This is a genomic window from Methylophilus sp. DW102, assembly GCF_037076555.1.
Classification (GTDB): domain Bacteria; phylum Pseudomonadota; class Gammaproteobacteria; order Burkholderiales; family Methylophilaceae; genus Methylophilus; species Methylophilus glucosoxydans.
The window spans coordinates 19,638-33,507 of record NZ_AP029023.1 but is presented as its reverse complement, the minus strand read 5'-3'; the positions used below and the strand labels follow the sequence as shown (position 1 = coordinate 33,507).

General features: G+C 54.0%; 14 protein-coding genes. 8 read left to right on the top strand and 6 right to left on the bottom strand.

Going from position 1 to position 13,870, the window contains the following annotated elements; all coding sequences use genetic code 11:
- Positions 1–134: 134 nt before the first annotated feature.
- From recQ to AACH41_RS00130, 6 genes are read right to left on the bottom strand one after another with little or no spacing between them, the layout of a single operon-like run.
- Entirely contained in the window at positions 135–1,961 is a 1,827-nt protein-coding gene (gene recQ / locus AACH41_RS00155) for a DNA helicase RecQ (protein WP_338655941.1), read from the bottom strand.
- 9 nt (positions 1,962–1,970) lie between these two features.
- Entirely contained in the window at positions 1,971–2,186 is a 216-nt protein-coding gene (locus tag AACH41_RS00150) for a hypothetical protein (RefSeq protein ID WP_275357407.1), read from the bottom strand.
- An 8-nt stretch (positions 2,187–2,194) separates the two neighbouring features.
- Positions 2,195–2,818, bottom strand: coding sequence for an RdgB/HAM1 family non-canonical purine NTP pyrophosphatase (gene rdgB, locus AACH41_RS00145; RefSeq protein ID WP_338655937.1), 624 nt, complete (start codon positions 2,816–2,818; stop codon positions 2,195–2,197).
- Between the two features lies 1 nt (position 2,819).
- The gene (rph, locus tag AACH41_RS00140) at positions 2,820–3,539 is read right to left on the bottom strand and encodes a ribonuclease PH (RefSeq protein WP_275357409.1); all 720 of its coding nucleotides are present in this window, start codon (positions 3,537–3,539) and stop codon (positions 2,820–2,822) included.
- Between the two features lie 12 nt (positions 3,540–3,551).
- Entirely contained in the window at positions 3,552–4,469 is a 918-nt protein-coding gene (locus tag AACH41_RS00135) for a protein phosphatase 2C domain-containing protein (protein ID WP_194749629.1), read from the bottom strand.
- 10 nt (positions 4,470–4,479) lie between these two features.
- Positions 4,480–5,415 (bottom strand): serine/threonine-protein kinase, encoded by a 936-nt coding sequence (locus AACH41_RS00130; RefSeq protein WP_275357412.1) that lies wholly within the window; start codon positions 5,413–5,415, stop codon positions 4,480–4,482.
- Positions 5,416–5,560: 145 nt separating this feature from the next.
- Here AACH41_RS00130 and AACH41_RS00125 point away from each other — a divergent pair, with 145 nt between their 5' ends.
- The 8 genes from AACH41_RS00125 to AACH41_RS00090 all read left to right on the top strand — a co-directional run bounded on the left by AACH41_RS00125 (position 5,561) and on the right by AACH41_RS00090 (position 13,867).
- Complete coding sequence (locus tag AACH41_RS00125) at positions 5,561–6,454, top strand: YicC/YloC family endoribonuclease (RefSeq protein ID WP_228518950.1); 894 nt, start codon at positions 5,561–5,563, stop codon at positions 6,452–6,454.
- 182 nt (positions 6,455–6,636) lie between these two features.
- Positions 6,637–8,130 carry a circularly permuted type 2 ATP-grasp protein gene (locus tag AACH41_RS00120; RefSeq protein WP_194749631.1) on the top strand — a complete coding sequence of 498 codons (1,494 nt, stop codon included), beginning with the start codon at positions 6,637–6,639 and terminating at the stop codon, positions 8,128–8,130.
- Positions 8,124–9,068, top strand: coding sequence for an alpha-E domain-containing protein (locus AACH41_RS00115; protein ID WP_275357416.1), 945 nt, complete (start codon positions 8,124–8,126; stop codon positions 9,066–9,068). Before AACH41_RS00120 ends, AACH41_RS00115 begins: the two co-directional genes overlap by 7 nt.
- A gap of 81 nt (positions 9,069–9,149) precedes the next feature.
- A complete protein-coding gene (locus tag AACH41_RS00110) occupies positions 9,150–9,986 on the top strand; it encodes a transglutaminase family protein (RefSeq protein WP_338655932.1) in 837 nt (278 codons plus the stop codon).
- A 52-nt stretch (positions 9,987–10,038) separates the two neighbouring features.
- Positions 10,039–10,773 carry a proteasome-type protease gene (locus AACH41_RS00105; RefSeq protein WP_194749634.1) on the top strand — a complete coding sequence of 245 codons (735 nt, stop codon included), beginning with the start codon at positions 10,039–10,041 and terminating at the stop codon, positions 10,771–10,773.
- Positions 10,773–11,384: a guanylate kinase gene (gene gmk / locus AACH41_RS00100; RefSeq protein WP_194749699.1), complete on the top strand. Its 612-nt coding sequence runs from the start codon at positions 10,773–10,775 to the stop codon at positions 11,382–11,384. Before AACH41_RS00105 ends, gmk begins: the two co-directional genes overlap by 1 nt.
- A 44-nt stretch (positions 11,385–11,428) precedes the next feature.
- On the top strand, positions 11,429–11,644 hold the full coding sequence (rpoZ, locus tag AACH41_RS00095) for a DNA-directed RNA polymerase subunit omega (RefSeq protein ID WP_194749635.1): 216 nt from the start codon (positions 11,429–11,431) through the stop codon (positions 11,642–11,644).
- A gap of 6 nt (positions 11,645–11,650) precedes the next feature.
- Positions 11,651–13,867: a bifunctional (p)ppGpp synthetase/guanosine-3',5'-bis(diphosphate) 3'-pyrophosphohydrolase gene (locus tag AACH41_RS00090; protein ID WP_338655931.1), complete on the top strand. Its 2,217-nt coding sequence runs from the start codon at positions 11,651–11,653 to the stop codon at positions 13,865–13,867.
- Positions 13,868–13,870 lie beyond the last annotated feature (3 nt).

Sequence of the window (13,870 nt, the reverse complement as noted above, 5' to 3'; positions counted from 1 at the left end):
TCCGTCAATGGAATATTTGTGTTCATATCTTAAATTAAATTATTAAAATATGTTAACAAAATGATGGGCTAAAAGTACTGTTGATTTTTACGGCTTGTGCAATGGAAGTTTTAACGCGCATGCTTTTTTTAGATTTAAGCCATTTCTTCAAGCACCTGCAAAAATGCATCCCCATATTTCTGCAATTTCGCCTGCCCTATCCCGCTAATCTGCCCCATCTCAGTCAATGTCTGCGGTTTGCGATTATGAATTTCGAGCAAGGTACTATCGTGAAAAATCACATATGGTGGTACACCCTGTTCCCTTGCCAATTCTAACCTTTTAGCTTTAAGTGCTTGCCAGAGCGGATCATCATTGGCACCTTCAAAGGCTTCTTTAGCGCGGGCGCTGCGTTCGGCTTTGCTCATGCGTTTTTCGGGTTCGGCATCGCGGCGTAGCCAGACTTCTTGCTCGCCTTTAAGCACTGGTCGTGCGGCTTCAGTGAGTTTTAAACCGCCGTAGGCAGCCATATCCGCTTCCAGTAATCCGGCTGCAATCAGCTGGCGATAGACACCGCTCCATTGGTTTTGATTGAGGGTTTTACCTATGCCGAAAGTGCTGACTTTCTCGTGACCAAAGCGCTCGACTTGTGGCGTGACTTTGCCTATCAGCACATCAATTAGATGGCCGACGCCGAATCTTTGGCCGGTGCGGTAGACGCAGGAAAGTGCCATTTGCGCGACCTGGGTGGCTTGCCAGGTTTCTACCGGGTGCAGGCAGTTATCGCATTGGCCGCAGGCGCCAGGATGGCTTTCGCCGAAGTAGCGCAGAATGCTTTGGTGACGGCAGGTGGTGGATTCGCAGTAGCCGAGCAAGGCATCCAGTTTTAAGCGCTCCAGCCGTTTTCGTTCTTCTGAGGCTTCGCCGCTATCGAGCATTTGCCGCATGGAGACGACATCGCCCATGCCGTAGACCATCCAGGCATTTGCTTGCAGGCCATCGCGCCCGGCGCGGCCGGTTTCCTGGTAGTAGCCTTCCATGCTTTTTGGCAAATCTAAATGTGCGACAAAGCGGACGTTGGGTTTATCGATGCCCATGCCGAACGCGATGGTTGCCACCATGATGATGCCTTCTTCACGCAAAAAACGTCGCTGATGCAGCTCACGTAATTGCGCAGGCAACCCGGCATGATAAGGCAACGCTGACCAGCCTTTTTCAACCAGCCAGGCGGCGGTTTCTTCGACTTTTTTGCGCGATAAACAGTAAATAATCCCTGCATCGTTCGCGTGTTCGCGCTCTAAAAATGCCTGCAATTGCTGGCGGGCATTGTTTTTTATGCCGACGTGGTAGCGGATATTTGGCCTATCAAAACTGGAAACGAACTGGCGGGCGTTTTCCAGATTCAATTGGCTGATAATTTCAGCACGTGTTGGTGCATCGGCCGTTGCGGTGAGCGCGATACGGGGCACATCGGGAAAGCGATTGTGCAGTACGGTGAGCTGGCGATATTCGGGCCGGAAATCATGCCCCCATTGCGAGACGCAATGTGCTTCATCAATGGCAAACAGGGCGAGGCCGGTGTGCTGCTGCACTTCATCGAGCAGGCTCAAAAAGCTGCCGACCATCAGCCGCTCGGGGGCGACGTAGAGTAATTTGATTTCACCGCTGATCACCTGGCGGGTGATGCGGGCATTATCTTCTGCGCTTAAACTCGAATTCAGAAATGCTGCGTTGACGCCAAGTTGTTGCAGGGCTTCGACCTGGTCTTGCATCAGCGCAATTAAGGGCGAGACAACAATGGCCAGGCCATCACGCGCCAAGGCTGGAATTTGATAACAAAGCGATTTGCCACCACCGGTGGGCATGAGCACCAGCGCATCCTTCCCGCTGATGACATGTTCTACGATGGCTTGTTGCTGGTGGCGAAACTGGTTGTAACCGAAAACGTCTTGGAGGATTTGTTGCGGTGAGAGGCTTGCCATTTGGCAGGCCTAAATCTTGTTATAAGGATTAACTAAGGCGTCGACAAGCTCGTGCAACGCTTTACGCATCTGCGCTTCGCTGACCTCCATCAGCAAGCCGTCTTCCAGCGCGTCCTGGGCAATTTGTTTCAGCTCGTCAAAATTTTCGGCCATGACTTTGACCTTTTCGGTGCAGGACACCACCGAACCGTCATCGCGTACCCATTTTGGCCATTCATTACTCATGGTCTTGTTTACTCACCCAGTGTTTTCAGTTGTTGCAGCAGTTTGGCCATCGCTTGACCGCGGTGACTCAACTGACTTTTGATCTCAAGCGGTAATTCTGCCACGGTTTTGCCCGTCTGCGTATCCAGAAACAGTGGGTCGTAGCCAAAGCCTTCGGTACCGCGGAACTCACGCAGGATTTCACCGCGCCATAGGCCATCGGCAATGATCGGTTGCGGATCTTGCGGATGGCGCACCAGCACAACCACGCTGTAAAAATAGGCACGGCGGTCGGCAATGCGTTCCATGGCTGTGAGCAATTTATCGTTATTGCGCTCGTCTTGCGTGAGCAGGCTTTTGGCTGGCTGTGGCCCGGCATAGCGTGCAGAAATCACGCCTGGTGCGCCTTGCAAGGCATCGACACACAGGCCGGAATCATCGGCCAGCGCGGGCAAGCCGGTATGCTCGCTGGCATGGCGCGCCTTGGCCAGAGCGTTTTCAATAAAGGTGCCATACGGCTCGGGGCACTCTGGCACATTAAACTCGGATTGCGGCAGCACCTCGATATTCAAGGGTGCCAGCAAATGGGTGATTTCACGGAGTTTGCCTTTGTTGCCTGAAGCAATCACCAGTTTTTCAAACGGCAAGGCCATATTAGGCGGCCAGTGCGGTTTGCTGAATCACGGCAATTTCGCTGATGCCCTTGGCGGCAAGGTCCAGCATCTGATTCATGGTTTCGCGGGCAAAGGGCTCGCCTTCGGCGGTGCCCTGAATCTCGACAAAGCCACCGTTGCCGGTCATGACCACGTTCATGTCTGTATCGCAGTCAGAGTCTTCGATGTAGTCCAAATCCAGCACGGGTGTGCCTTGGTAAACGCCGACGGAAATGGCGGCCACAGAGTCTTTGATCGGTGTTTCGGTCAAGAGGCCTTTTTGCAGCAAGGTTGACACGGCATCGACCATGGCAACATAGGCGCCGGTGATACTGGCGGTGCGGGTGCCGCCATCTGCCTGAATCACATCACAGTCAAAGTGGATGGTGCGTTCACCGAGTTTTTCGAGGTCGATGATGGCGCGCAGACTGCGGCCGATCAGGCGCTGAATCTCTTGCGTGCGGCCAGTTTGCTTGCCGCGCGCGGCCTCACGGTCCATGCGGGAACCGGTAGAACGTGGCAGCATGCCGTATTCTGCCGTCACCCAACCCTGGCCTTTACCTTTTAAAAAGCCAGGCACTTTTTCTTCTACGCTGGCAGTACAAATCACCTGGGTATCGCCAAATTTAACCAGTACTGAGCCTTCTGCATGCTTGGTGTAATGGCGAATGATTTCGATGGCACGCAACTGGTCATTGGCGCGCTGGCTGGGTCTGGTCATGGTTACTTTCTCTTATTTAATCAATTGCCGGGTTCTGCCCAGCGCTTCTTGTATCTCGGCAATCGCCTTTTCGATTTCTTCGTCAGTCAGATCTAACGCATACGGACTGGGCGTGGCCGGGCTTTCATTCATCATGGTGGTGGTGACGTCTAGCGGTAAATCCAGCGTTGAAATCGTCAGCGGGGTGACAATGCGTTCGCCCCACTGCAGCGCAATGGCGCTCATGTTATCACCAACGGTAATACTGGCGGCATCGGCATCGTCGAGCAAACGCGTGACACCATCATGGATATCCGCCGCCAGCATGTGTTGCGCCATGCTGATCTCGGACACCACGTTCCAGACGCCATCCGAGCACAGCAACACCACATCGCCCTCCCGCAAAGGAATCGGCGCAGTCAGTTCGACCTGAGGTTCACGATCCCCGCCGACGCAATTATAAATTTTATTGCGGTGCGGGTGATGGTTGACCTCGTCAGCGCGGATTTTACCCTCGCGCAACAAGGATTGCACCACAGAATGATCTTCGGTTTGAAACTCGACCAGGCCGTTGCGGTAGAGGTAGGCGCGGGAATCGCCGACATGGGCGCAAAACAGTTTGTTGTGTTGAATCAAAGCCACGACGATGGTGGTCCGCGGGGACTCTTGCAGACGCTTTTGCAGGCGGACGTTTTCGATCACCTCATGCACCTGTGCAATCTGCTCGCGCAAAAATTGCGCGGGTTGCGCAATCATGGGCTTTGATTCGCGCTGAAAGGCATCGATCATGGTTTTGACCGCGATTTCGGCCGCCACATCGCCATGCTGGTGCCCGCCCATGCCGTCTGCCAACACCATGAAAATGGCATGCCGATGATAAGAGTAAGCCAGCCGGTCCTGATTATAGGGTCGCGGCCCCTGGCGACTGCCTTGTGCAATGGTGAATTTCATAGGATGAATTTCATAGTGGCTTGGTCAACACTTTAATAATTTTATCCACCAGCGAGCCACGCGGATCTTCAGCCACATGGATGCCGATCATTTTTTTCTGCAATGAAAACACACTTTGCGGTCTGAGCATGTAGTCCAGCTGCATGCACTCATCAATAATCGCCAGCAATTTTTCAGAGTAGATCTGTTGCCCCAACTCCACGGCCGGCACCAGCGTATCGTGCTTGAGGCGCTGGTTGGCCGCGATCGGCGAGGCCCGGTGCAAACAGGCATACATACTGGCGCCTATGCTGTAAATATCGCTCCAGGGGCCCAGATGTTTGCGGTCTATATATTGCTCAGGCGGGGCATAACCCGGCGTGTATGTGGGCGCCAGCGTCACCTCGGACAAAGCCTGGCGCGCCGAACCGAAGTCCAGCAGCACTGGCGAGCCATCCAGGCGGATATAGATATTGGCCGGTTTGATATCAAGGTGCAGCAATTTGCGTGAGTGCACCTCACGCAATCCATTGAGCAACTCAACGAACATGCGGATCAGAAAATTCTCGGGCACAGGCTGCGCTAACGCCATGATGTAGTCTTGCAGCGATTTGCCACGCTCATATTTCATGACCATATAGACGGTGCTGTTGGCGCGGAAGAAGTTTTTCACGCGCACGATGTTTTTGTGCTCGATATTGGCCAGCGCCAGACCTTCTTCAAAAAAGCACTTCATGCCATGTTTGTAGGCGGCTTCATTTTTGCCATTAGAGCGGATATGCGTATCGCCCTCGCGCTCGGCCAAGGTCACCGGCATGTATTCCTTGATAGCAACCGTGGTTTTCTGCGCATCTTGCGCCAGATAGACGAAGCTGAACCCGCCCAGACTCAGCACCTTGGTAATGGTGTAGTCATGCAGCACAGTGCCTACCGGCAAGGCAAAATCGTATTTATGAGCGAGCTTCACTAGCGCTTTAACGTCACAATCATGGCTTTTATTAAGGGCATGGCATCAGCAGAGGCTGTGATTTGTTCTGCGCGCCGCCTTGTTTGTACCATTTTCGCATAACGATACCGCATTTGATACAATCAGTGAGTTTGCCAGGAGCCAGATGATGACGATAAAAAATTCCCCCGCTAGCCAACCGATGTTGAGCATGACCGGCTTTGCGGCCACTGAAAGCCGCTTTACTGGCGGGCTGCTGCTGATTGAGCTGCGTGCAGTCAACCACCGTTATCTTGAGCTCAATGTCAAAATCGATGACAACTTGCGCCAGTTTGAGGCGCAAGTACGTGAATTGCTGCAGTCCCGCCTGGGACGTGGCAAGGTGGAATGCCGCATCAATCTCAAAAGCGATGCCGCGGTGGCTAACCTGACGCTCAACCCTGAGATGGTCGGGCAGATCGCTCAAACCCTGGCCGCGTTACAGCAACATTTTCCGCAGGCGCAACCCGTCAATCTGGTTGAAGTGCTCAAGCTGCCCGGTGTTTGCCAAACGGAGAGCATCGATACCGAGGCCATGGCGCAGAGCCTGCTCAATGGCTTGTCGCAGGCCATTGATGAACTGATTGCCGCCCGCCAGCGCGAAGGTGAAAAACTCAAGCAAGTGCTGCTCGACCGTCTGCAAGGCGTCCGTGAGCAGATCAGCATCGTCAAACCGCTGTTACCTGCCCTGATCAGCCAATATCAGGATAAACTGACCACCAAACTGCGTGAAGCCATGCAGGCAGAGGATGACCGCGTACGTCAGGAAATCGTGCTCTATGCCCAACGGATTGATGTCGATGAAGAGCTGGCGCGGCTCAATGCCCACATTGTTGAAATGGACCGTATCCTTACGGCTGGCGGCACCATGGGCAAAAAGCTGGACTTTTTGATGCAGGAAATGAACCGGGAAGCCAACACACTGGGCTCCAAATCGGTGGCAATTGAAACGACACAAGTGTCCATGCAACTGAAAGTATTGATCGAACAGATGCGTGAACAGATTCAGAATATTGAATAAGCCCTATTTAACACACGGTTTGCACCAAAACCGTGATTCGAGAGCGCACCATTTAGGTGCGCTTTCTTTCTGAAACCCGCTCATATAAAACATAAACTCATGATTTAAATGGGTTTTACAGGCTGGCACACGGCTTGCTCTTGTTTAAATGAATTTTACAAGTAAGGCAAAGGTCCAGCACGATGACGCAAACGGCCAAACAGTTTTTTGATGAAATGCAGGGCTATGGGGGCAATGTAAGGGCGATTTACCAGGCCTATAACCGCTGGTTGGCGAATGTGCCTACCCAGCAACTGGCGGCCAAACGCGCAGAAGCGGAAGTCCTGTTCCGCCGCGTCGGCATCACGTTTAACGTGTATGGTGAAGAAGATGGTGCCGAGCGCCTGATTCCATTTGATGTGATTCCACGCATGATTTCGGCCAGTGAATGGGCGCATTTGTCCAAAGGTGCCGTCCAGCGCGTACGCGCCCTCAATATGTTTCTGCATGATATTTATCATGATCAGGAAATCATTAAGGCCGGCATTGTCCCGCACAGCATCCTGACCAATTCGCAATACCGCCCGGAAATGGTGGGTGTGACTGTGCCTAACCAGGTGTATGCGCATGTGGCAGGGATAGACCTGGTCCGCACCAGCGAGTCGCAGTTTTACGTGCTTGAAGACAACCTGCGTACCCCTTCCGGCGTGTCTTATATGCTCGAAGACCGCAAGATGATGATGCGGCTGTTCCCGGATTTGTTTAAAAAATACCCGATTGCCCCGGTGGAGCATTACCCCAGTGTACTGCTGAACAACCTGCGCTCGGTCGCCCAGACCGGCGTCACTGACCCGACCGTGGTATTGCTCTCACCTGGCGCTTACAACAGCGCTTACTTTGAACATGCCTTCCTCGCCCAGCAAATGGGCATAGAACTGGTGGAAGGCCAGGATTTGTTTGTCCGTAATAACGCCGTCTATATGCGCACCACGCAAGGCCCGCAAAGGGTGGACGTGATCTACCGCCGCATTGACGACGACTTCCTCGACCCTCTGGTGTTCAAGCCCGATTCCCTGTTGGGCGTGCCAGGTCTGCTCTCCGTTTACCGCAATGGTGGCGTCACATTGGCCAACGCTGTAGGCACCGGCGTGGCCGATGACAAGGCGACGTATATTTACGTGCCGGAGATGATCAAGTTCTACTTGGGTGAATCCCCCATCTTGCAGAACGTGCCTACGTATCAACTCAGCAAGGAAGATGATCTGGCCTATGTGCTGGATCATCTGCCCGAGCTGGTCGTCAAGGAAGTGCAGGGCTCTGGCGGCTACGGCATGCTGGTAGGCCCCACAGCCAGCAAGCAGGAAATTGAAGAATTCCGTTTACGCATCGTCTCCAAACCCGCTAACTACATCGCGCAGCCGACGCTGGCACTGTCAACCTGCCCAACGCTGGTCGACCAGGGCATTGCGCCGCGTCATGTGGATTTAAGGCCATTTGTGCTGTCTGGCAAAACGGTCAGTGTGGTGCCGGGTGGCCTGTCGCGGGTAGCGCTCAAAGAAGGGTCACTGGTGGTGAACTCCTCGCAAGGGGGCGGCACCAAGGATACCTGGGTGCTGGAGCGGGACGATGTCAGTGCAGAAACCGTGCAGTCGCAAATGGCTGCCCAACAAGCAACGCAAGAGGCCGTCATATGTTAAGCCGTACCGCAGATCATTTATATTGGATGGCACGTTATATCGAGCGTGCTGAAAACGTGGCCCGTGTGCTGGACGTGACTTATAACATGTCGCTGTTGCCGTCAGACAGCAGCAACGAAGCGGAACTTTGGGATGCCGTGCTTGAAATTGCCGGGATCCGCGACATTTATGACAGCAATTACAAAGAGCTGTCGGCCGCCAACGTCATCAAGCATCTGGTCATGGATAGCCAGAACCCGTCCAGCATTTACAGCTCATTGCGTAGTGCGCGTGAAAACGCCCGTGCCGTGCGTGTGGCCATGACCACCGAGACCTGGGAAAACATGAACACGCTGTGGATTGAGTTTGGACAATATATCAAACAGGACCTGACCCAATCCGGTTTGAGCGAATTTTGCGAATGGGTGAAAAGCCGTTCGCACCTGTTCCGTGGTGTCTGTTTTGGCACCATGTTGCGTGACGAGGCCTTTAGCTTTGTGCGCCTGGGCACGTTTATGGAACGCGCAGACAATACTGCCCGCCTGCTGGATGTGAAGTATGAGTACTTGATGCCCATGCAAGAAGCCAATGACGGCGCGGTGGATTATTACGAATGGAGTGCGGTGTTGCGCTCGGTCTCGGCATTTCAGGCTTACCAAAAAGTCTACCGCGATGCCATTGAACCGACCAAGGTGTCTGAATTATTGATTCTGCGTGAAGACATGCCGCGGTCTCTGCATGCCTGTTACGCCGAGATCATGCCGATTTTGCGCCAGGTCGCTGGCAGCCGCCACACCGAAGCCGAGCGGCTGGCTGGCCAGATGCATGCCAGACTGCATTACGGCCGCATGCTGGACATTTTAAAAGATGGCGTACACCATTTTCTGGATGAATTTATTCTGGCCAACCGCAAACTGGGCGAGGAAATACAACGTAATTTTTTAAGCGCCACGGCCTGACGCCTGACACACGATTGCCATGAACCCCTCATGCGCAGATTGCTCTAAGACAGCACTGCGCTTTTTTATTTGGGAAGCGACATGCGGTTAACCATCGAACATCAAACCCAATATGTGTACAGCGAAATGGTGCCATACACCATACAGCAACTGCGCCTGACACCCCGCACGGACCCGCGCCAGCAAGTCAGACATTGGGAGATCAAGGTAGCCGGGCAGCTGACCCCGTTTGCAGATGCGTTTGGCAACCTGGCACACACACTGGTCGTCGACCAGCCGCACCAGGCTTTACTGATCACGGTGAGCGGTGAGGTCGAAACGGGCGCCGCGACCAGCGCAGACAAGGCAACCTTGCCAGTGACTGTTTTTTTGCGAGACACGCCCCTCACCCAGCCCGATGATGCCATCATGGCCTTTGCCAAAGACTTTGCCCATGCGCCCGCGCAAGCGCTAATGCAGGCCTTGCGCGACCGCATGCAATACAGCAAAGGCGCCACCGAGGTGAACACCCCCGCCGCCCTCGCCTTTGAGCTGGGCAAGGGCGTCTGCCAGGACCATGCGCATGCTTTTATCGCTTGCTGCCGCAGCCTGGGCTGGCCTGCCCGTTATGTGAGTGGTTACCTGTTTACCGAGGATGGCAGCCTGATGCAAACCCATGCCTGGGTAGAAGTCTGGCAACAAGAGACATGGCTGGGGCTGGATGTCTCGAATGGTATTCCGGTGGATGAAACCCATGTCAAACTGGCGGTCGGTCTCGACTACCGCAGTGCCAGTCCGGTGACTGGCTCACGTATGGGTGGCGGCCAGGAAGGCATGGCCAGCATGGTGAGCGTCAACCGCCAGACAGCGCTGAGCGAAGCGCAACGGCAGGCACACTTACAGCAATTACGTGAGCAGGCACAAGCCGCCCAGCAATAGCAAGTACTCGCATGCTATGATATTTGTTAACTTGATAAATGACTGACTTGAGATGACTTACTGTGTAGGAATCCTGCTTGAACAAGGTCTGGTATTGGCATCAGACACGCGCACCAATGCCGGGGTGGACCAGGTGGCGATTGCACCCAAGATGCACGTGTTTGAGGTGCCGGGTGAACGCATGATTGTGCTGCTGACCGCAGGCAATCTGGCGATCACGCAATCCGTGGTCAACCTGTGCCGCGAACAACTCAAGTCGGCAGAAGGCCATGCCAACCTGCACAATGTGCACTCGATGTTTGAAGCCGCCAGCGTGGTGGGTGCAGCCATGCGCAGCGTGCATCAGCGTGACGGCAAAGCACTCAAGGAGCACGGCATAGACTTTAGTGCCAGCGTACTGGTCGCAGGGCAAATCAAGGGCGAAAAGCCACGCCTGTTTAATGTGTATGCCGCCGGTAATTTTATCGAAGCGACCCCGGATACGCCTTACCTGCAAATCGGCGAAACCAAATACGGCAAGCCGATCATTGATCGTGTGATCAAACATCAAACCAATGTCACAGATGCGGTAAAATGCGTGCTGATTTCTTTTGACTCCACCATCCGCAGCAATATTTCTGTGGCCTTACCGATTGATTTGATGATATACCGAACTGATACTTTAAGCGCCGGCAAACGGCAACGCCTGACAGAAGATGACCCTTGTTATGCCAGCATCCGTAAAGGCTGGAGCGAGGGCCTGAAAGCCGTGTTCTCTTCCTTGCCTGACCCTGAATGGTGTGCATGATGAGTCACGGCCATTTATTTATTATCTCTGCCGCCTCTGGCGCCGGTAAAACCAGCCTGGTGCGCGCCATGCTGGCGCAAGACCCGATCCTGAAACTGTCTGTTTCGCACACCACGCGTGCACCGCGTCCGGGTGAAGAAGACGGCATCCACTATCATTTTGTTTCAGAGCCCGCATTTCTGGAGATTCTAGACGCCGGCGGTTTTCTGGAAAGCGCACATGTGCACAGCGCCCGCTATGGCACCGCGCAAAGCGAAGTCGAAGGCGCCCTGGCTGCCGGCCGCGATGTGATCCTCGAAATCGACTGGCAAGGCGCACAGCAGATCAGAACCTTATTCCCTGACGCGACCTCTATTTTTATTCTACCGCCTTCCATCGAAGCGCTGGCGCACCGCCTCAACAGCCGCGGCCAGGACAGTGAAGCCGTGATTGCACAACGACTGTCCGCCGCGCGTGAGGAGATGCGTCACGTGCATGAGTTTGATTATGTTACAATTAATGATAATTTTGACGTGGCCTTGCAGGATCTGATGGCGATTGTTCGCGCCCAGCGCTTGCAGTTAAACCGCCAGGTAGCCTGTCACGCGTCATTGATTCAATCCCTTACCTAAGCCGGCGCACGCCGCACTTCAGGTTCACACAGATAGAGGTTTTTATGGCACGTATTACTGTCGATGATTGCTTGGACAACATCCCTAACCGTTTTCAACTGACGCTGGTCGCGGCTTATCGCGCCAGACAATTGGCCAATGGTTCCGATCCACTCGTCAGTGGTTATTCACAAAAAGACAAACCGACCGTGATTGCCTTGCGTGAAATTGCTGCCGGTAAAATCGGTGTAGAGATCTTAGAGAAAAAGGGCCACGCTTAAGCAGCCATGCCTCACACCCAAGGCGACCATGCCCATCGCAAGTCCAAACCGCCGCTGAGCGAAGCGGACTTGCTCCCCGCTGACCGTGAGGATTCCCCCCTTACGCAGCTGATCCGCAAATATCTCAACGAAGAAGAAGTGCAACTGGTCTGGCAAGCGTATCACTATGCCGACCAGGCGCATGCGGGACAAACCCGCAAAACCGGTGAACCGTATATCTCGCACCCGGTGGCGGTGACCTGTATTCTGGCTAAACTGCACCTGGATCTGCCTACCCTGCTGGCCGCATTGCTGCATGATGTGGTCGAGGATACCGAAGTCGACAGTGCCGCCATTGCCGAGCGCTTTGGCAAACAAGTGGCTGACCTGGTAGACGGCCTGACCAAGCTGGATAAGGTCGAGTTGCAAACTGCCATGCAGGCACAAGCGGAAAACTTCCGCAAAATGCTGTTGGCCATGAGCCAGGATGTCCGCGTGATCCTGGTCAAGCTGGCCGACCGGCTGCATAACATGCAAACACTGGACGCCATGCGGCCAGAAAAGCAAAAGCGCATCGCCCGTGAAACGCTGGATATTTATGCGCCAATTGCCAACCGGCTGGGCCTGAACCCGATTTACCATGAGTTGGAAGACCTGAGCCTCAAGTATTTATACCCCAACCGCTACCACGTGATCGACAAAGCCATCCGGCTGGCACGCGGTAACCGTAAAGAAGTGATCAGCAAGATCCTGGAGGCCATCCAAAACCAGCTATTGCAATACGGCATTGAGTACGATGTACAGGGCCGCGAAAAACATCTATTCAGTATTTACAAAAAGATGAGCGAAAAATCGATGAAATTGTCGCAAATTAACGACATTTACGGTTTTCGCGTCATCGTCAAGGACAACGCCGCCTGCTATCTGGCGTTAGGGGCGCTGCATGCGCTTTACAAACCTATTCCCGGCCGCTTCAAGGACTACATTGCCATCCCCAAGGCCAACGGTTATCAATCGTTGCATACCACCCTGTTTGGTCCGTTTGGCACGCCGATTGAGGTGCAAATCCGCAGCCAGGAGATGCACAACATTGCCGATGCCGGGGTGGCTGCGCACTGGCTGTATAAAACCACCGATGCCCACCTGACCAAGCTGCAACAACAAACCCACCAGTGGCTGCAACGCTTGGTAGAAATCCAGACCGAAAGCGATGATAGCCACGAGTTTCTGGAGAACTTCAAGGTCGACCTGTTCCCGGACGAGGTCTATGTGTTTACGCCCAAAGGCAACATCATGGCCTTGCCACGTGGCTCGACGGCGGTGGATTTTGCCTATGCCGTCCACTCTGATGTGGGCAATAGCTGTGTCGCGGTCAAGATCAATAATGAGCTGGCACCGCTACGCAGTGAAATGCGCAATGGCGACCATGTGGAAATCATTACTGCCCCGCTGGCCAAGCCCAATCCGGCCTGGCTCAATTATGTGGTGACCGGCAAGGCACGCTCGCATATCCGCCATTACCTGAAAACGGTCAAGGTGGAAGAGTCGGCACAACTGGGCGAGCGTATGCTTAATGTGGCGTTACGCGCCATGCATATCGAGCCGGGTGACATTAGCGACAAACAATGGCAAAAGGTCATGAATGACTATGGCAGCAAAACGCGCCAGGCAATTCTGACCGATATCGGCCTCGGCAAACGTAATAGCCTGATGGTAGCGCACCAGCTGCTGGCCCATCCAGCCGAAACCGAAGATAAAACCGGCAAGGTACTCGATACGATTACCATCCGCGGCTCCGAGGGGATGGCTGTTCAGTTTGCGCCCTGCTGCCGCCCGATTCCTGGCGACCCGATTCTGGGCTTTATCAATAAAGATAAAGGCCTGGTCATTCACACGCATGATTGCCCCGCCATCCGCAAATTCCGGCTGGATCCGGAAAAATGGCTGGATGTGGAATGGGATGCGGATCCGAAAAAACTGTTCAGCGTCAACTTGCGTATCACGGTGGTGGATGAGCGCGGCATGCTGGCCAAGATTGCGGCCACCATTTCCAATGCAGAAGCCAACATTGACAATGTGAGTGTGGAGACCAGCGACGGCAGCCAGTACTCCAACGTCAACTTTACCTTGCAGGTCCACAACCGAGTGCATCTGGCTACCTTGATCCGCAACCTGCGCAAGATCCAGCAGATCGTGCGTATCAACCGCGTCAAAGGCAACCAGGTGGAGCAGCGCATCCAGTAAGCC